A 19472-nucleotide genomic window follows, 5' to 3' on the forward strand; every position below is an offset into this window, starting at 1 on the left:
CTACCTAACGCATCTTCTTCGTCACCCCTCACCGCCTTCTTCACCACCCCGGCGAAGGCCGGGGCCCAGGTAGGAGACGATTGTGACGACTGGCGGAGCTCCGTTACATCTGCCTTCCCACCTGGGCCCCGGCCTTCGCCGGGGTGGTATCTCGCACTCGTGGGTGGGTGTCACAATCATCTGACGCGACGAAGGCCCGCCGCCGTCACCGGAAGCGAGCCCTCGCATGCATCACGTGACCGATCAGGCGGTGCGCGTCCCCGACAGCGGGAAGCTGCCGAAGGCGCCGGCGCCGACGGTGCCGGTCAGCGTGTCGCCTTCTGCAGTGGCCTTGCAGTCCAGCGTCATCGGCATCGGCACGGTCATCTGCTGCTTCCAGCTGATGGTGTTGCCGTCGGCCTCGCCGCTGAGATCGCTCGAGCCCATCGCGCCGGAGACGGTGCCGTTCCAGGCATTGCCCTCGGTTTTGACCACGACGGTCATCTTCTGGTCGCCCAGCGGCGATTTGACGGTGCAATCCCAGCTGCCATCGACATCGGCCATCATATTCTCCTTCGTGGATCTTGAATTTATCGGGCGCCGGTGACCGACGCCGCGGGAACGACCTCGACCGGGAGGCCGACCCTGTCAAGCTGCGGCCTGACCTTCCCGGCGTCACCGATGACAACCCATGTGATCGCCGCCGGATCCAGCGCCTTGGCGATATCGCTGCGCAACTGCGGCAGAGTCAGCGCGCGATAGCGCTGGGTGATCGTCGCGTAATAGTCGTCCGGCCGGCGGAACAGGTCGTTGGTCTGCATCGCGGTCAGCACCGCGCCCGACGTCTCGAACTGCCCCGACATCGCGCGCACCGCGCCGTTGATCGCGCGATCGAACTCGGGCTGGGTCATCGGCTTCGTGGTGACGAAGTCGGTGATGTCCTGGCGCAGCGCCGCGACCGAGGGACCGGTCTGGTCAGCCTGGACCGGGGCGGAGACCGAATAGGGCGCGGCGAATTCGTTGCGGCTGAAGCCGCCACCGACCCCGTACGACCAATGTTTGTCCTCGCGCAGGTTCATGTTGAGCCGGCCAAGGAAGCTGCCGCCGAGCGCGTCGTTGGCGGCGATCAGCGGCAACAGTTCCTCCGTGCCCTTTAAGCGGGTCGGCAGCGCCGCCGCGATCAGCGATTGCGGGCTGTCCGGACGATCGACGAGGACGATCTTCGCGGGCCCGGCTGCGGGCACGCTGGTGGGGAAGGCCTTGGTGCCGGCTGCACCCGCCGCCTTCCAGTCGCCGAACCGCGCGGCCATTGCGGCGCTGATCTCGGCCAGCGGACGATCGCTGACGACGAAAATCTTGGCCTTGTCGGGACGTAGCCAGGCTTGCTGGAACGCGATGAGGTCGCCCCGCGCCAGCGCCGCCACGACCTTGGGATCGCCACTGCCGCCGGGGCGGCCATAGGGCGACGTGCCGCCGAAGAGGTAGGCCGGCAGCACGCGCTGCGCGAGGCCCTGCGGGTCGGTCAGTTCCTGCGCGATCTGCGCGAGTTGCTGGTTCTTGAGCCGCGCCACCTCGGTCTCGGCGAAAGCGGGGTTGCGGGTGACGTCGGCGAGCAGGTCGAGCGCCGGGGTCAGGTTGGCGCTGGGTACGACCAGCGAGACGCTGGTGCGGTCAGCCGTTGCCCCGGTGCCGATCTGTGCGCCGAGGCGCTCCTTGGCCTCGGCAAAGGCGATCGAATCGAGCGTCTTGGTGCCCTCGTCGAGCATGTCGAGGGTCAGCTGCTGGGTGCCGAGCCGGTCCGCCGGATCGGCGGCGCGGCCGGCGTCGAAGCTGATCACCGCCTGGGTGACGGGCACCGCGCTACGCTGCGCATAGACCAGCTCGATGCCGTTCGGCAGGCGGGTGCGGCTCACCGCGGGGAAGGTCAGCCCCGCGACATCGCCGACCGCGGGCATCGCGCCGCGCGTACCCTTGAACGGGGTTTCGGGCGCGGGCTTGACCGCCACCGCGGGCGGCACCTGTGCCTCGGCATAGGCATCGCGCGGCCCCGCAACGACGTTGACCGTGAGTACCGGGCGCGACAGCCATTTGTCGGCCGCCGCCTTCACGGTCGCCGGGGTCTGCGCCGCGAGCGCCGCGAGCTGTTTCTTGTAGAAGCCGGGATCGTTCGAATAGAGCGCCCCTTCCGCGAGCGCGACCGCCTTGCCGCCGAAGCCGCCGACCGATTCGAGTCCGCGGATGCGCCGCGCGACCGTCGATGTCACCACGCGCGACACCTCGTCCGCGGTCGGCCCGGTCTTGAGGAACTCGGCGACCACCTCGTCCAGGCGCTTGCCGGCGAGCGCCGGATCGACGCCCGGCCGCACCAAGCCAAAGATGTTGAAGGTGCCGACCTGCGCGAAAGCGGAATTATCGACGGAGATCTGCGTGAACAGCTTTTCCTTGCGGACCAGCTGGTTGTTGGTGCGCGACGACGACAACCCGCCGAGCACCGCCGCGGCGACGTCCAGCGCCGGGGAGTCGGGATCGTTGAGCCCAGGCACCGCCCAGTTGCGGGTCAGCGCGACCGCGGCGACCCGGTCCTTGATCGTTTCCACGACCGGCGCGGCCAGCGTGGTGACCGGCGCGACGGGCAAGGCGGACTTCGGCCCCGCCTTGATCGCGCCGAAATACTTTTCGACCATCGGCTTCGCGGTCGCGACGTCGATATCGCCGGCGAGCACCAGCACCGCGTTGTTGGGGCCATAATGATCGCGGAACCATGCCTTCACCGTGGTCACGGTGGCGGCGTCGAGGTCCTCCATCGATCCGATCGTATCGTGCGCATAGGGGTGGCCGGCCGGGAACAGTCCCTCGGTGATGCGATAGCCGAGCAAGCCATAAGGCTGGTTGTCGCCCTGCCGTTTCTCGTTCTGGACGACGCCGCGCTGCTCGTCGAGCAGGGCCTGGGTAATCGCGCCGTTGAGATAGCCCATCCGGTCGCTTTCGAGGAACAGTGCGCGCGGCAAGGCCGCGGTGGGCACGGTTTCGAAGTAATTGGTGCGATCGAAATAGGTGGTGCCGTTGAAATCGGTCGCGCCGACCTGCTTCAGCGGTTCGAAGAAATCGCCCGGCGCATTCTCGCTGCCGTTGAACATCAGATGTTCGAACAGATGCGCGAAGCCGGTCACGCCCTTCGGCTCATGCTTGGAACCAACGTCGTACCAAACGCTGACCGCTACGACGGGCGCCTTGCGATCGGTGTGGACAACGACACGCAGCCCGTTCGCGAGCGTGAAGGTCTGGTACGGGATGTCGACCGCTTTAACGAGGCTGGCGACCGGCGCCGCCTTAATCTGCGCACCCGCCGGCACGGCTAGTGCACCGATCGCGACGCTCAACAACACCCGTGACTTGAACTTCATCGGCTACGCTCCAGACCTGTCTTAGGCGAGCATAGCACTTACCCCGACCGCGGCAACATAGGTATATACCCCAAGGCGTTGCGCGCGGTCGGGTTCGGCGATCTAGAACGCCGTCTTCAGCGTGGCGAACACCTGCCGCGGGGCGCCGATCAGCAGCGTCTGGTTGTCGCCCGAATTGCCGAAGCCGTTCGATCCGATCGTCGCGACATAGTCCTTGTCGAGCAGGTTGACCGCGTTGAGCTGCAGCTCGACCTTGCGCTCGCCGAGCGTCACCCGCGCACCGATCGTGGCGTCGACCAGCACCCGCCCCGGCACCGACTGGTCGTTGGTGTAGGTGAAGAACCGCTTGCTCATATAGTTGGCGCCAGCCCGCGCGAAGAAGCGGGTGTCGTCATAGGTGAGCTCGCCCTTGGCCAGGTGTCGCGGCGAATCGACCACGGTCTTGTCCTTGATCGGCACCGTCCCCGTCGCGGTCACCACATTGTCGCGATAGGTGGAGTCGTTGTAGCTGTACGACGCGAATACGCCGAAGCCGCCACCGACCTTCCATTCCGCGGTCGCCTCGGCGCCATAGGAGCGGACGCCACCGACATTCTGCAGGATCGCCGGGTTGCCGACGATCCCGGCGCTGGTGGTGACGCCGAGCAGCCGGTTGCGGAAATCGACATAATAGCCCGCCAGCGACGCGTTGAACCCGCGGCCCTTGATGCGCGCGCCGAGCTCGTAGGTGTCCGATTCCTCCGGCTTCAGTTCGGTGGCGCCGTTCAGCAACGCGTCGAACCCGGCCTGGGTGGTCGCGAACGGGCCACTCGTCGCCGAGGAGGCGAAGGCGCGGGTCACCTGGGTGAAGCCCGCGAACAGCTCGGCATCGTCGTTGACCGCATAGGTCGCGCCGGCGTGCGGCTGGAACCAGTCGGTCACCTTGATCTTGCCCGCCGCGAGGCTGCCGCGCGTGATCGGGTCGGCGGTGTTGCGGACGTCATAGCCCTTCCAGCCGAGGTTCACGGTCAGCGCCCCGATCGGGATGCGATCCTCGACATGATATTGGACGGTCTCCGTCGTGTAGTTGAAGTCCCACTGCGTCGCGAAGGCGTTGCGCTGGAACTCGAGCGGCTCGCGGGTCCGCACGGTGCGGCTGTCGAGCCCGTAGAAACGCCGTGCCTGGCGGAAATCGTTGTCCTCGTACCAGCCGCCGACGGTCAGGTCGCCGAACGCGCCGAGCGAGCCGCCGACCGCGCCGAACGCGCCCTTGCGGTGGATGCCGTATTCGGTGGTGCGGATCGAGATCGGCACGCCGGAGGGCGACGGCACATAGGGCGTGTACCAGATCCCCTGCCCGCGATTGTCGTGATAATAGCCCTTCAGCATCGCCCGGACCGGCGCGCCCGCCTCGGTCTCGACCCCAATCGAGGCGAGGTAATCGGTGCGCAGCCCGGCCGCGTCGTAATAGGCATCGTCGGCATTGGCGAAGGGCGCCGGATAGGTAGTGCCCGCGGCGGGGTTCAGCCTGGGTGCGCCGGTGTAGCCGGTGTTGGCGCCGACGTCGGCGACCCGCACCGCGAGCGGGAAGTCGTTGGAGATATTGTCCCAGCGATAGCCCAGCCGACCGATCATCCCGAGCGACATGTCCTGATAATCGTTTTCGCGCCGGTCGGAGAAGTCGAACGTGCCGACGAGCTGGACGTCGTAGCCGAGCGGCGCGATGAACTTGGCGTTGACCTGGTTCTGGCGCTGCGAGCCGAAGCCCTTCCACTTTTCGGTATCGAGATAGCCGTAGGACACATAGGCGCTCGGTCCGTTGTCGCCGAGCACACCGGTGTCGAGCCGGCCGAACGCACGGACGGTGTTCTGGCTGCCATAGGTGCCGTTGAGCGTCAGCCCGAACACCGGCGCCGGATCGGACGAGAAGAACTCGATCGTCCCGCCGAGGTTGTTGGTCGCCTGCGACCCGATCGCGCCAGCGCCCTGGCTGACCACGGTTCGACCGATATTCTCCGAACTGATCGCGCGGCTGATGTGCAGGCCATTGGTGTTGCCGTAGCTGCCATCGCCCAACGGGATACCGTCGAGCGTGAAGCCGATCTGGTTTTGGTTGAAGCCGCGGATCGAGACCCGCTGCGCCCATTCATACGCACCGAACGCGTCCGCCGATTGGAAGTTGACGCTCGGCAGTTTCTCGATCGCTTTCAGCGGGCTGGTGCCGGGGGTGAGGATCGCGATGTCGGCGGCGCGCAATTCTTGGACCTGGCGGGTCTGACCGCGGCCGGTGACGATGATGTCGCTCTGGTCGGGATCGGGCTCGGCGGTCGGCTCCGGTTCGGCGGCCGAGGTGGCGGACACGGCGTCGCGCGGCAGATCGGTCGCTGCGGCGGCGAGCGGCCAAAGCAGCGCGGCGCCCGCGAGCAGGCTGGGTGCGAGATGGCGAAGCATGGTGATCCCCTTCGAAGCTGAACTGCTTCAGAGAACCGCGCGTAGGCGGCGAATATTGCAGGCTTGCGCAAGATACGTGTCGGCTCGGCGTCACTGAGATGACGCTATCGTTACACTCGGATCTCCGGACGGCGATGCTGCTCGCCAAGCCGCGGAAATCCCGACATGCTTTGCCCGCACCCTCTTGTGTTGCTCAAATACAACACCATCTGGGCGGTTCGGAGGACAGGCAACAGCATGAACATCGAGAAATTCACCGACCGCGCCAAGGGCTTCCTACAATCGGCGCAGACCGTGGCGATCCGCATGAACCATCAGCGGATCGCCCCCGAACACGTGCTGAAGGCGCTGCTCGAGGACGAGCAGGGCATGGCCGCGGGGCTGATCCAGGCAGCGGGCGGCGATGCGCGGCGCGCGGTTGCGGAGACCGACCAGGCGCTGGCAAGGATTGCCGCGGTCAGCGGATCGGGCGCGCAGCAGACCCCGGGGCTCGACAACGACACCGTGCGGCTGCTCGACCAGGCGGAGCAGATCGCGACCAAGGCGGGCGACAGCTTCGTCACGGTCGAACGGCTGCTGGTCGCCTTGTCGCTCGCGCTCACCACCGCAGCGGGCAAGGCGCTCAAGGCCGCCGGTGCAACGCCCGAGGGACTCAACACCGCGATCAACCAACTCCGCCAGGGGCGCTCGGCGGATACCGCGGGCGCCGAGGACCGGTACGACGCGCTGAAGAAGTTCGCGCGCGACCTCACCCAGGCGGCGCGCGACGGCAAGCTCGACCCGGTGATCGGCCGCGACGAGGAGATCCGTCGCACCATCCAGATCCTCGCCCGCCGCACCAAGAACAACCCCGCGCTGATCGGCGAACCCGGCGTCGGCAAGACCGCGATCGCGGAGGGCCTGGCGCTGCGCATCGCCAATGGCGACGTGCCCGACACGCTGAAGGGCCGGCGGCTCATGTCGCTCGATCTCGGCGCGCTGATCGCGGGCGCGAAGTATCGCGGCGAGTTCGAGGAGCGGCTGAAGGGCGTGCTCGACGAGGTGAAGGCCGCGGAGGGCGACATCGTCCTGTTCATCGACGAGATGCATCAGCTGATTGGCGCCGGCAAATCCGAAGGCGCGATGGACGCGGGCGATTTGCTGAAGCCGGCATTGGCGCGCGGCGAGCTGCATTGCGTCGGCGCGACCACGCTCGACGAATATCGCAAGCATGTCGAAAAGGACCCGGCGTTGCAGCGCCGCTTCCAGCCGGTGTTCGTCGGCGAACCCACGGTCGAGGACACGGTGTCGATCCTGCGTGGGCTGAAGGAGAAATACGAGCTCCACCACGGCGTGCGGATCACCGACGGCGCACTGGTGTCGGCGGCGACGCTCAGCAACCGCTACATCACCGACCGCTTCCTGCCGGACAAGGCGATCGACCTGATGGACGAGGCCGCAAGCCGGATCCGCATGGAGGTGGAGAGCAAGCCCGAGGAGATCGAGACGCTCGATCGCCGCATCCTCCGCCTCAAGATCGAGCGCGAGGGGCTGAAGCGCGAGACCGACGCCGCGTCGCGCGACCGGCTTGACAATATCGAGGAGGAACTCGCCAATCTGGAGGATCAGTCGGCGGCGCTGACCACGCGCTGGCAGGCCGAGAAGGACAAGATCGCGGGCGAATCCAAGCTGAAGGAACAGCTCGACGCCGCGCGGCTCGAACTGGAGCAGGCACAGCGTTCCGGCGACCTCGCGCGCGCGGGCGAGCTTTCCTATGGGCGCATTCCGCAGCTCGAGAAGCAGCTCGCCGAGGCGGCGGGGGCCACCCAGGGCGCGATGCTGCGCGAGGAGGTCACCGCCGACGACATCGCCGGGGTCGTCAGCCGCTGGACCGGCATCCCGATGGACCGCATGCTGGAGGGCGAGCGCGAGAAGCTGCTTCACATGGAGGAGGCGATCGGCAAGCGCGTGATCGGCCAGGCCGATGCGATCCACGCGGTGTCGACCGCCGTCCGCCGTTCACGCGCGGGCTTGCAGGATCCTAACCGGCCGATGGGGTCGTTCCTGTTCCTGGGCCCGACCGGAGTCGGCAAGACCGAGCTGACCAAGGCGCTCGCCGAATTCCTGTTCGACGATCCCGCCGCGATGGTGCGGATCGACATGAGCGAGTTCATGGAGAAGCACGCGGTCGCGCGGCTGATCGGCGCCCCCCCGGGCTATGTCGGCTATGAGGAAGGCGGCGTGCTGACCGAGGCGGTACGGCGCCGGCCGTATCAGGTGATCCTGTTCGACGAGGTCGAGAAGGCGCATGGCGACGTGTTCAACGTGCTGCTCCAGGTGCTGGACGACGGGCGGCTGACCGACGGCCAGGGCCGGACGGTCGACTTTGCCAACACGCTGATCATCCTGACCTCGAACCTCGGCAGCCAGTATCTCGCCAATCTCGGCGACGGCGAGGATGTCGCGGCGGTCGAGCCGCAGGTGATGGACATCGTTCGCGCGCATTTCCGCCCGGAATTCCTCAACCGGCTCGACGAGATCATTCTGTTCCACCGGCTGGGGCAGGCGCAGATGGCACCGATTGTCGACATCCAGGTGTCGCGCGTCGATCGCCTGCTTGCCGACCGCAAGATCACGCTCGACCTGACCGACGCGGCGCGGCTGTGGCTGGGGAGAGTGGGGTACGACCCGGTCTACGGCGCCCGCCCGCTCAAGCGCGCGGTGCAGCGCTACTTGCAGGACCCGCTCGCCGATCTGATCCTGCGCGGCGCGGTAAAGGACGGCGCGACGGTCAGGGTGGATGAGGGGGACGGGAAGTTGGTGTTAGTGGTGTCCTGACGAAAAAGGGCGGCTCCGATGGGAGCCGCCCTGATACCTTGACCTGGCGAGCGGTTCAGAAGTTGAACTGTGCGCCGGCGCGGAACAGGCGACCGACGATACCGGCCGAGCTCCACGCGGGATTGTAGTTGTTGCCGCCATAGGTGTTGGGATCGAACACTGCCTTGGCGTCGAGGGCGTTGATGACGTCGGATTGGTCACGAACGTTGCAGTGGATCGGGATGCCACCGCCTGAACCCGCTGCGGCGCCTGATTAGCGCGTCACTGACGCTATCAACGTGGCAGCTTCCCTCGGCTAAGAAGACGCTCGTCCGCGCCGCCGCGATCATGGTCAATCCTTGGGCAGTGGTGTTCCGAAGCCGCTCTCGTCGCTCGCCGCAAAAAAATTGCGGATCATGCCTCGTTCGTCGTCGCTTAGATGTGGATTCCACGTATCGAAGATCAGCACGGCGCGCAGATCGGGACCGTCGTTCCATGCTTCATGTTCGATCGTGTCATCGAACGCGAACGCCTCCCCCTCTCGCCACGTTCGAGTATCGCCGCCAACCCGGAATTTGCAGCCGGCAGGAACGATGAGCGGAAGGTGGACGATCGCCCGTGTGTTGGTCACGCCGGTGTGGGGCGGAATATGCGCACCGGGCTCAAGTAACGAGAAGAACACGGTCGGCGCGCGTCCCGGGATATCCGTTAGCGGCAAACGCTCGATCGCTGCCGCAGTGACCGGGCAAGCGCGACAGGCGGCATCGTTGCGAACCCCATGCCGCCAGAGGAAGAAAGCACCCCATTTGGTGTTGCGATCGAGTGCGCTCCACTTGTTGTGAGGCGTGCCGGCGTCCTGTTGAACATAAGGAACGATAACGTCGATGCGGTCGGTGATCAGCTCAAGCAATTCGGCGCGGATCGCGTCGGTCTGCGCCTCGATCAGGGTAAGCCAGGGAAAATAACCGCGGTCGAAGAACTCGTCCGCCGGTAAATAGGGATAGTGCAGCCCATGGCAGTCGTTGGCGTAGATCCGACGCTTGCCGAGGGCGGCATCTACACAGACGTCGAAGCGGCGCAGCGCAGCAGCTGACGCGCGTTCGCGTCCGGCGTCCAGCGCCGGGCGGATGGCTGCCTCGAAACGTGCCATGTGATCGGCCACGAAGACGCGCGCATGATCCAGCACCGGCTGCAATGCCGGAGGACATTCGGGTGCCGGCGGAGCGAGCGCAATCACTGCCCCCCAATGGGTTGCCGCCAAAGCCAAGTTGCCGGTCCGCTCGTGCAGCTCGGCCGCGCGGAGCCGGGCCATGAAGAGACGTTGGTCGATGGCCAGAGCCGAGTCGAGCGCCGCCTCCTCCCCAACGTCGTCCTGATCCAAACGACAGGCTTTCGCCAAATTGAGTAAAAGCTCGGGGGCGGTCGGATCCAGTGCAGCGGCTTGCCGGAAATATTCGCGTGCCGTGTCGGCAGCGCCGGTCGACAAGAGCACGTTGCCGAGCGCGTTGTGCGCTAGCGCGCTGGTAGGATCGGCAGCGATAGCGCGCCGATAGGCATCGATTGCCGCGTCCAAATCGCCACGCTGACTGGCCTTAGCGGCAGAAGCGATCGACGCGGCGAAATCACGTTGCGTCAACTAATCGCTCCCGAAATGCCCAACGCCGGCCCTCGCGATCGAAGATCGCGAGAGCCGGCGCCGCGAGGGACCGGCTCCGCGAGGAGCCCGTCATGAGTTTAGCACATTAGAAGCGGACGCGAGCGCTGGCTGCAAAGCGGCGGCCAATCGCATCGTACGTGGATGGATAGGTGTTGCCGCTGTTGAACGAAGTCTGACCGATATTGCTGCCCACCGTCGGCGGCTTCTTGTCGAGGATGTTAAGACCGGTGAGCGTCACTTCGAGGTTCTCGGTCACGCTCGCACGGATCGTGAGATCGAAATACTCGGCAGCCTTGATCCGGCGGAACGGGGCGAACGCCGGTCCGTTCGAGCCGAAGTTCGCCAGATTGGCATCGAACGGCTCCTGGCGGGTTGCCGACAGGTGGCGCCACAGCAGCGACAGGTCGATGTCGCCGAACGACAGCGTGCTACGCTGATTGAACGAGAACTTCGGCAGGATCGAACCGGTCAGGCTGCAGTTGATGCTGTAGTAACCGACGCACTCGCGATTAAGGCCGCCCGGCGTAGCCTGGAACTTGGAATGCAGCGTGTAGTTGGCGTTCATGCTGAGACCAAGCTTAACGTCACCGGTGATGCCGGTACGGTAATTGGCGACAAGATCGATACCATCGGTTGCCAGACGCCCGCTGTTGGTGAGCGGCTGCGGCAACCCAGGCGTGGTGCTGGCATCCCCGTCGAGACCGCCAGTGAGCGGATCACGCCGGATCGAGGTGCATGCCAAGCTGGACGCGCTAGTCGCGGTCAGATTGGAGAAGCAAGCCCCGATGATGTCGCCCGCCGCCGGAGTCGACAGCGCGTTGCGAACCTTGATGTTGTAGTAATCGACCGACAGCGTGAAATTCGACACGAAGGTCGGCACGAAGAGTGCACCGAAGGTATAGGTATCAGCCGTCTCAGGCCGATTGTTCGTGCTGTAGCTGAAGCTGCCATTGACCTGGCCGGCCGACGGCGGATCGATCACACCGATCTGGCTGGCAGCTGCGCCCTGCGCGATGCAGACGTTGCGAAGCAGCGCATTGGTCGTCGGCGCCGCGCCTTGGCACGGGTCGTTGCGCAAGTTGATCAGGCCGACCGCATTCGGGGTGAACAATTCACCGATGTTAGGTGCGCGCACCGCCCGCTGATAGTTGCCGCGCAGCTTGAGCGATTCGATGGGCTCCCACGTCAGACCGCCCTTGTAGGTCCAGGCATCGAACTTCGGATTGCCCGGCGCATCCACGCGATAGCTCGAATAACGAACACCCGCTTCCACGGTCAGGCTGTGGAGGAACGTCTGGTCGGAAACCAGCGGCGCGACGACTTCTGCGAAGCCCTCGACCACGTCGTAACCACCCCTCACAGGGACTGTCGCACCACCCGCGCCGCCCAGCGCGCCCGGATCCTGCGCGAGCAAATCGGCGAAGACCTCCGCGGTATACTTGCGGTATTCCGAACCAACTGCGAACGACACCGGCTCGCTTGCGCCGAGCCTGCCGAGCTCCGCGTTAACCAAGCCATGCACCTGCGCCAGCGTCGAGCGATTTCCCGAGGTTGCCGGAACGAGCAGGAAATTGACCTGATCTGGTGTGATCGAGCCTGCATCGCCAAACACATTGATCGGAACGCAACCATTGGATGGGTCGACGCACGTCGTAGTGTTCGTGGCGCGCAGCCCCTGCTGTACGCGGTCGGTGAACACGTAGTTCAGAATAGTCTGCGTGTTGGTGCTGCGGCCGTAGGCGCCGTAAACGTCGTAGCTTACACCCTCGGTGATGTTACCGCGCAGGCCGGTCTTGAAGTTGAACAGTTCGGTACGATAGCTGCTGATACGGCCACCCGCCTCGACCAAACGCCGCGAAACGTTGGAGAGTACTTCGCGATAGTTGGGGTCGTTGGGATCGGTTGTCGCGGCTGCAGCGGCACACTGTGCACCCGTCAGCGTCTGGATGCCGGCAAGATTGGGATTCGAGTCATTCTGCGCACAGAAGGTCGCTCGCGCCGAAGCTGGCAGGTAGGGATTGCCGATTGGGATGAACAACGGGGTCGAGAAGGTTCCCGACGGTGCGATGATCGTCTGCACGGTGTTCTGCGAGAACAGGCCTTCGCTGTACACTTCTACGGCATCGGATACTTCGTAGCGAGCCGAACTGAACAGATTGAAACGCTCGAACGGCGTCTGGAAGATGTTGTAGGGGTTGAAGTTGAACAGCGCGGTGGAAGGCGCAACCAGCGCCCCAGTGGCCGGATTGATGTTGGCATTACCGATACCGGAAACTGAGAAACGCGCGGGCACTGCCGTTGCCGACGCGCCGCTGCCCGAACCATCGAACGAGTCGATCGTCAGGTTCGACCGCTCGCGGTCGCCGCCGAAGAAGACCGGGTCGGCTTCCTGATAGCCGAGCGAGAGAACCGCGTTGCCGCGACCGTCGTCGAAATTAGCGCCGATGGCCAGGTCGGCACGGAAGATGTTGCCGTCACCGCGTTCGGTGATCTGCTCGCTAACATTTAGATCGACGCCCGAAAAATCGCGCTTCGTAATGAAGTTGACGACGCCGGACACCGCGTCCGCACCGTAAGTGGTGCTGGCACCGCCGGTGAGGATGTCGACCCGATCGAGCAGCGCGAGGGGAATGTTGTTCAGATCGACCGCGCCATTAAGATTTGCAGGCACAATGCGCGTGCTGTTGAGCAGCACGATGTTGCGATTCTGGCCCAGGCCGCGGAGATCGACGAATGCCGCGCCGCCGTTGCCGTTATTGGTCGACGAACCGATGCTGGCGGCGACGCCGGGGGTTTCGCGCAGGATCTGCTCGGCAACGTTCGTCTGCCGCAACGTCAACTCTTCCGAGCCGATCGATGTTACCGGGGTAGCACTGTCGAGGTTCGGGTTTCTGATCAACGAGCCCGTGACGATGATGTCGCTGCCGACAGCCTCGCCGTCGGCCTGTGCGATATCCTGAGTCTGGGTCGGCGAACCCGGCGTCTGCGGGGCGGTCTGCGCGGCGGCAGCCTGCACCAGTAGGGTCGAGCTGATCAGCAAGGACGAGGCCAACAATTGATGGCGCAACAGCTTCTTCATGTGTCGTAGTCCCCCTTTTTGCGCCACCAGGAGCGATTGCCCTCTAGGTAGCGTTGTTGCCGGCTGCTTAAGCCGACGCTGCTGTCTTTGTACGGGCGCCTGGTGATTGCGGGCAATCACCATTGTGCGGTGCAGTGCTGCTTTCGTGACAATGGTGTTAAAATCGCCACAGTTCTCTTCGCGGCACGGGCTATGTAGCTGTACCTTCGGAGCGTGATGAGGACGTACCATGCAGATAATGACGACGGTCGGCGCGGGCATATTGTCGATGATGCTGACGGCCGCGGTGGGTGCACAAAGCCGCCGTGCGGAGGGGTCGGTCGATGCGGTGGTCGCGTGTCGCGCCGAACGCGACGATGCGGTCCGGCTGGCGTGTTTCGATCGTGCCAGCGCCACGATCGCCACGGTTCGGCAATCGGGCGAACTGATCGTGCTCGATCGCCAGAAGGTGGTCGCGCGACGGCGGCGCTCGTTCGGATTGCCGTCGGCCAATGCGCTCGCCGTCGCGGACGTCAGCGGCGCCACTGTGAAGGAGCTGGACGGCGTCGTTCGCGCAATCAGGCCCACCCGAACACCAGGCCGCTACATCTTCGAACTCACCGACAAATCAGCCTGGGAGATGCTGGAGCCAACCTCGCCACCGGGGATCGCTGACACGGTCAAGATCACCGCCGTTCGTCTGGGCGGGTTCCGCGCCAAGATCGGCAGAAGCCGGACTGTGATGGTCAAGCGCGTCCGGTAAGCGTCCGAACCCAGCCACACTTATGATCAGTTCGCGACAGGCATCGCTCCCGTCACCAGCATCGGATCGAGCCGTGCCTCGCCCCAGCGCAGGCCCCAGTGGAGGTGGGCACCGGTCGCGCGGCCGGTGGCGCCGACGAGGCCGATAGGGTCGCCCTGCCGCACCGCCTGACCGTCCCGCACGTCGATCCGCGACAGGTGAAGGAAAGCACTGTTGAGGCCCAAGCCGTGGTCGATCATCAGGAGATTGCCCTCCAGCGTGAAGGGGTGATCCGCGGCGAGGATCACGACGCCGTCGGCGGGCGCGCGGACGACGGCACCGGTGGCTTTCGCGATGTCGACGCCGCCGTGATAGGCGCCGGGCTCCCCGCGATAGATGCGTTGAGCGCCGAACAGGCCGGAGATGCGGCCGATCGCCGGCCATATGAACGGCTGCCGCCAACCCGATGCCGTCGTGACCCGCGCGCGGGCCGCGGCGATCGCGGCAAGCTCGGGCGGGCGGCGTTCGGCGAATACGGGGTCGGGCACGGGAACCCGCGGCAGGGTCGCCAGCCGCTCGATCCGCCATGCTCGTGGCGCGATCGTCAGCTGCTGGGAAACGCGGCGACCATCGCCCAGGGTCGCCACGAGCGTCGCGATAGCAGGCGCATCACGGTCGAAACCGATCACGAAACCGCCGTCGGCCGCGATCGGCACCGGTCGGTGGTCGAGCGTGACCGTCACCGTCCCCGTGGGTACCGTACCACGGATCAACCCGCCCTGGCTTAGCGTTCCCTGCCAATGGAAGGTCGTTGTCGGGGCAGGCGCGCTCGCGGGGGTCGGCGGCGCGAAGACGGGTTGCGGTGGTGCTGCCAGTGCGAGTGCCGCCACCAGGCGTGCGATCATCGCGGCGCCATTGCCTCGCTCGCGATCGCGGCGCTGGCGTAGGCCTCCTGCCGCTCGACGCTCCAGTAGCGCAGGTCCTGCAACGCGATGCGTGCGCCGGTCACCGCGCAGACGACATGGTCGCCGGGGCTGAGCACCCGGAAGCCGTTGGCCATGTATTGAAGCCGAGCGGAGCGATTGGAATTCGAGACGAGCATCGGGGTCTTTCGGCTTGCGAACGGTTCAGAGTAGCGAGGGCTGCTCGGCCGGCGCGCGATCATAGGTTTTGCCGCCCGCCCGCTCAACCCGCGCGTCGACCGTTCCATCGGCGAAGCGCAACGTCACCGCGCCCGCCCCGCGCACTGCCGCGCTCGACGACAGGGTCGCGCCGCCGACCCGCGCGGTGACCCGCGCATAGCCGCGGTCGAGCACGGTATCGGGGTTGAGCGATTGCACCAGCCGCCACGTCGCCGCCAGGCTCGCGCGCTTCGCCTCGAGCTGGCGGAGCAACGCCGCGGGACGGAGCGCGCCGCCGGTCCGGTCGAGCTGCCCGCGCGCCAGCGTCACCCGCCGCTCCAGCCCGCGATCGAGCCGCTGCCCGTAATCGTCCGCGCGCTGCCGCTGCGGCCCGAGCAGCGCGTCGCGCTTCGGCAGCAGCCGCGCCAGCGCCGCCAGCCGTTCGCGGCCGCGCTCGACATGCCGACGCGCGCAACGCTCGGTCCGCGTCGCCTGCGCCTCGATCGTCAGGCGCAGGTCCGCGAGCACCGGCACCGCGATCTCGGCGGCGGCGGTAGGCGTCGGCGCGCGCAGGTCGGCGGCGAAATCGCACAGCGTCGTGTCGGTCTCGTGCCCGACCGCGGAAATGATCGGGATCGAACAGGCGGCGACCGCACGCACCACCGCCTCCTCGTTGAAGGCCCACAGATCCTCGATCGAGCCGCCGCCGCGCGCGACGATCACCAGATCGGGCCGCGGCACCGCGCCGCCCGGTGCGATCGCGTCGAAGCCGCGCACCGCGGCGGCGATCTCGTTCGCGGCGCCCTCGCCCTGTACCTTCACCGGCCACACCACCACATGGGTCGGACAGCGATCCTCCAGCCGGTGGAGGATGTCGCGGATCACCGCGCCGGTGGGCGAAGTCACCACGCCGATCACCCGCGGCATGAACGGCAGCCGCCGCTTGCCGCGCGGGTCGAACAGCCCTTCCCCGCCCAGCTTCGCCTTCAGCTTTTCGAGCAGTGCCATCAGCGCGCCCGCGCCCGCCAGCTCCATCCGCTCGATCACGATCTGATATTTCGACCGGCCGGGATAGGTGGTGAGCTTGCCGGTCGCGATCACCTCGACGCCGTCCTGCGGCACGAAGGCGAGCGCGCTGGCATTGCCCTTCCAGATCACGCCGTCGATCACCGCCTGGTCGTCCTTCAGGCATAGATAGCTGTGCCCCGACGCGACCCGCTTGTATCCCGAGATCTCGCCGCGCAGGCGGACATGGCCGAACTCGCCCTCGACCATCCGCTTCAGCTTGAACGCGAGTTCGCCGACCGACAGCGCAAGCGCGTTGTCGCCGGCCACCGGCTCGGCTACCAGCCGCGCGTCGTCGGAAAAGGGATCGGGCATGAACGTCCTGCTGATCGGGTCGGGGGGCCGCGAACATGCGCTCGCCTGGAAGCTCGCGCAATCGCAAGCGCTCGATACGCTGTATGCCGCGCCGGGCAACCCCGGGATCGCGGCGCACGCCATATGCATCGACCTGGCGGTAACGCATCACGCCGCGGTGGTCGGCTTCGCGCGCGACCACGCGATCGGGCTGGTGGTGATCGGCCCGGAAGCGCCGCTGGTCGACGGGCTTGCCGATACCCTTCGCGCGGCGGGGATCCCGACCTTCGGCCCCGACAAGGCGGCGGCGCAGCTGGAGGGTTCCAAGGGCTTCACCAAGGACCTGTGCCGTCGCGCGGGTATCCCGACCGCGGGCTATGTCCGCTGCACTAGCCGGACGGATGCGGGGGCGGCGCTAGCGCCGTTCGGCTATCCGGTCGTGATCAAGGCCGACGGGCTCGCAGCCGGCAAGGGTGTGGTGATCGCGATGTCGCCTGCCGAGGCAGAGGCCGCGCTCGACACGATGTTCGACGGCGCGTTCGGCGCGGCTGGTGCCGAGGTGGTGATCGAGGAGTTCCTGACCGGCGAGGAAGTCAGCCTGTTCGTGCTGACCGACGGCACCGCGCTGATGCCGTTCGGCACCGCGCAGGACCACAAGCGCGTCGGCGAGGGCGACACCGGCCCTAACACCGGCGGCATGGGCGCCTACAGCCCTGCCCCCGTGCTCACTCCCGCGCTGGAGGCACGCGCGATCGCCGAGATCGTCGCCCCTACCGTGGAAACGATGCGCGCCGAGGGAATGCCGTTTTCGGGCGTGCTCTATGCCGGGCTGATGCTGACCCCGACCGGCCCCAAGCTGATCGAATACAACGCCCGCTTCGGCGATCCCGAATGCCAGGTGCTGATGGCACGGTATGAGGGCGACCTGCTGGCGTTGCTCCTGGCGGTCGCGACCGGCACGCTCGCCGATCAGCCGGCGCCGGTGTTCGCCGCGGATCCGGCGCTCACCGTCGTCGTCGCCGCGCGGGGCTATCCTGGGAAGCCCGACGCCGGCGGCGCGATCGGGGGCATCGACCGGGCCGAGGCGACCGGCGCGCGCGTCTTCCAGGCGGGAACGCGTCGCGATGGCGACCGGCTCGTCGCGGCGGGGGGCCGCGTGCTCGCGGTCACCGCGACCGGCGCGGACATCGCCACGGCGCAGGCCGCTGCCTATCGCGGCGTCGATGCGCTCGACTTCCAGTCCGGCTTCTGCCGCCGCGACATCGGCTGGCGCGAATTGACGCGCAGGTTAAACCATTAGCCCTCGCCGCCCGGGCGCGGCACGGCTAACGTGACGCCATGAACGAAACAGCCGCCACGTCCGCGCCCGGTGCCAGCCTGATCCCCGAGGGTACGTCGGTGATCACCACGATGCATTTCGCGATCATCGGCGTACTCGCGGTGCTCGCGCTGTTGGCGATCGTCTACGGCATGCGACAGAAGCGCCGCCGCCGCCAAGCGGACGAGGCGGTGGTGGAGCATAATCGGCAGGTCGACACGACGACCGAGCCCGCCACCGTCGCCGCGCTCCCGCCGGTTGAGCCGGCTGTAGAACCGGCCGCCGCACCGGTGGTGGACTCGACGCCGGCACCTGTGCCTCTCGACGACGAACCGATCGCCGCGGCGGCACCGCTCGCGGCGAGCCCCGCCAGCGAAGCTGCAACCGCGCCGGCGGGTGCGACCAGCTACGCCGATGCACCGGTGACGATGCTGAAGGGGCTAGGTCCCAAGGTCGCCGCACGGCTCGGCGAATCGGGGATCACCACCGTCCGCCATCTCGCCGCCTTGGACGACGACGAGGCGGCGCGGCTCGACGCGCAGCTCGGCAGCTTTTCGGGGCGGATGAGCCGGGACCGGTGGCTTGAACAGGCCCGGTTCCTGGCTGCCGGCGACAAGGCCGGTTTCGAAGCGGTATTCGGCCGCCTCTGATCCGCGTACCGGACCCCGTCCGGTGATATCGAGCATCGCTCATCTGCGGCGCGACCTGCGGCCACGCAAGACGGCGCGACCGGCCGCATACGTAGAATCCCGCTAGGTCGGCCCACTCACCCTCCGCACCCTCTACAATGCCGATTGTCCATCCGGCGGACGGAGCCGGCACGCATCGTGCCGGCGGCAGCCGTGCGTCAGCGAAGGGTTTTCCCATGGGCCTCCTCGAAAACATCAAGATATTGCCGAAGATGGTCGCCCTGCTGCTGCTGCTCGGCACGATCACGCTGTTCGTCGGCTGGAACGGCGCCAGCCGAATCCGCGAAACCAGCACCGAATATACCTCGCTGGTCGATGTCACGATGCCGAACACCACGCGAATGGCGCGCGTCAACGCGCGGATGAACGCGGTGGTCTATGCCGTCTATCGAGGGATAGCGTATGACGGCGCATCGCAAACGGCCCGCGATGCGCAGACGGCGATGAAGACCGCCTATGCTTCCGCGACGACGATGATGGCGGAGATCAAGTCCTCCGAACCCGCCGCCGGCGCCGAGGTCGATCTCATCGCCGGCAAGGCCGAGGCGATCTATCGGCTTGCCGAGGAGGCGATGGACCGCGGTCTTGCTAACGACAACGACGCGGCGCGCCGGATCGTTGCGCGGGCCGATCCGCTGATGGCTGCCTTCAGTCCCGACATGCAGAAGCGCACGGCCGCCCGCAACGAGGTCGCCTCTCGCCACGCGCTCGCGCTTGCCGAGGCAGGCGGTTCGACATCGACGACGCTGCTGATCATGGGCGTGGTCGGCGTGGTCGTCGGCGTCGGCCTCGCCTTCTTCGTCATCCGGTCGGGCATCACCGGGCCGTTGTCGCGGCTGCAGGGGCAGATGGGGGAGATCGCGGCGGGGGATTACGCCAAGGATGTCGAGGGAACGACGCGCGGTGACGAGGTCGGCGC

General features: G+C 66.6%; 13 protein-coding genes. 5 read left to right on the forward strand and 8 right to left on the reverse strand.

The annotated features are described in order from the left end of the window. Positions 1-243: 243 nt before the first annotated feature. The 3 genes from ACFE77_RS08870 to ACFE77_RS08880 form a co-directional block, all read right to left on the reverse strand. Positions 244-543, reverse strand: a complete 300-nt coding sequence (locus ACFE77_RS08870) for a hypothetical protein (protein ID WP_331042101.1) — start codon at positions 541-543, stop codon at positions 244-246. A gap of 26 nt (positions 544-569) precedes the next feature. Continuing rightward, positions 570-3383, reverse strand: coding sequence for a M16 family metallopeptidase (locus ACFE77_RS08875; protein ID WP_375421274.1), 2814 nt, complete (start codon positions 3381-3383; stop codon positions 570-572). A gap of 102 nt (positions 3384-3485) precedes the next feature. Next, on the reverse strand, positions 3486-5813 hold the full coding sequence (locus ACFE77_RS08880) for a TonB-dependent receptor domain-containing protein (protein WP_375421275.1): 2328 nt from the start codon (positions 5811-5813) through the stop codon (positions 3486-3488). 237 nt (positions 5814-6050) lie between these two features. Here ACFE77_RS08880 and clpB point away from each other — a divergent pair, with 237 nt between their 5' ends. Further along, positions 6051-8630 carry an ATP-dependent chaperone ClpB gene (gene clpB / locus ACFE77_RS08885; RefSeq protein ID WP_375421276.1) on the forward strand — a complete coding sequence of 860 codons (2580 nt, stop codon included), beginning with the start codon at positions 6051-6053 and terminating at the stop codon, positions 8628-8630. Positions 8631-8961: 331 nt separating this feature from the next. Here the strand turns inward: clpB and ACFE77_RS08890 are convergent, their stop codons facing one another. Next, positions 8962-10245: an aspartyl/asparaginyl beta-hydroxylase domain-containing protein gene (locus tag ACFE77_RS08890; protein WP_375421277.1), complete on the reverse strand. Its 1284-nt coding sequence runs from the start codon at positions 10243-10245 to the stop codon at positions 8962-8964. Between the two features lie 106 nt (positions 10246-10351). Beyond that, on the reverse strand, positions 10352-13345 hold the full coding sequence (locus ACFE77_RS08895; protein WP_375421278.1) for a TonB-dependent receptor domain-containing protein: 2994 nt from the start codon (positions 13343-13345) through the stop codon (positions 10352-10354). A 229-nt stretch (positions 13346-13574) separates the two neighbouring features. Between ACFE77_RS08895 and ACFE77_RS08900 the strand changes: the two genes are divergently transcribed. Continuing rightward, positions 13575-14087: a hypothetical protein gene (locus ACFE77_RS08900; RefSeq protein WP_375421279.1), complete on the forward strand. Its 513-nt coding sequence runs from the start codon at positions 13575-13577 to the stop codon at positions 14085-14087. A 26-nt stretch (positions 14088-14113) separates the two neighbouring features. Here the strand turns inward: ACFE77_RS08900 and ACFE77_RS08905 are convergent, their stop codons facing one another. The 3 genes from ACFE77_RS08905 to xseA are packed head-to-tail and all read right to left on the reverse strand — an operon-like array spanning position 14114 to position 16567. Next, positions 14114-14971 (reverse strand): M23 family metallopeptidase, encoded by an 858-nt coding sequence (locus ACFE77_RS08905; RefSeq protein WP_375421280.1) that lies wholly within the window; start codon positions 14969-14971, stop codon positions 14114-14116. Further along, positions 14968-15168: a DUF2093 domain-containing protein gene (locus ACFE77_RS08910; RefSeq protein ID WP_375421281.1), complete on the reverse strand. Its 201-nt coding sequence runs from the start codon at positions 15166-15168 to the stop codon at positions 14968-14970. The genes ACFE77_RS08905 and ACFE77_RS08910 overlap by 4 nt, the downstream gene beginning before the upstream one ends. Before the next feature lie 25 nt (positions 15169-15193). Next, positions 15194-16567, reverse strand: a complete 1374-nt coding sequence (gene xseA / locus ACFE77_RS08915) for an exodeoxyribonuclease VII large subunit (protein WP_375421282.1) — start codon at positions 16565-16567, stop codon at positions 15194-15196. On the opposite strand from xseA, the gene purD reads away from it, so the two are divergent. The 3 genes from purD to ACFE77_RS08930 form a co-directional block, all read left to right on the forward strand. Next, positions 16566-17846, forward strand: a complete 1281-nt coding sequence (gene purD / locus ACFE77_RS08920; RefSeq protein ID WP_375421283.1) for a phosphoribosylamine--glycine ligase — start codon at positions 16566-16568, stop codon at positions 17844-17846. The two genes, xseA and purD, sit on opposite strands and share 2 nt — an antisense overlap. 38 nt (positions 17847-17884) lie before the next feature. Continuing rightward, positions 17885-18514 carry a hypothetical protein gene (locus tag ACFE77_RS08925; protein WP_375421284.1) on the forward strand — a complete coding sequence of 210 codons (630 nt, stop codon included), beginning with the start codon at positions 17885-17887 and terminating at the stop codon, positions 18512-18514. 215 nt (positions 18515-18729) lie between these two features. Further along, positions 18730-19472: HAMP domain-containing protein (locus ACFE77_RS08930; RefSeq protein WP_375421285.1), on the forward strand; the 743-nt coding region annotated here is incomplete at its 3' end.

The sequence above is a fragment of the uncultured Sphingomonas sp. genome, from assembly GCF_964243315.1.
Classification (GTDB): domain Bacteria; phylum Pseudomonadota; class Alphaproteobacteria; order Sphingomonadales; family Sphingomonadaceae; genus Sphingomonas.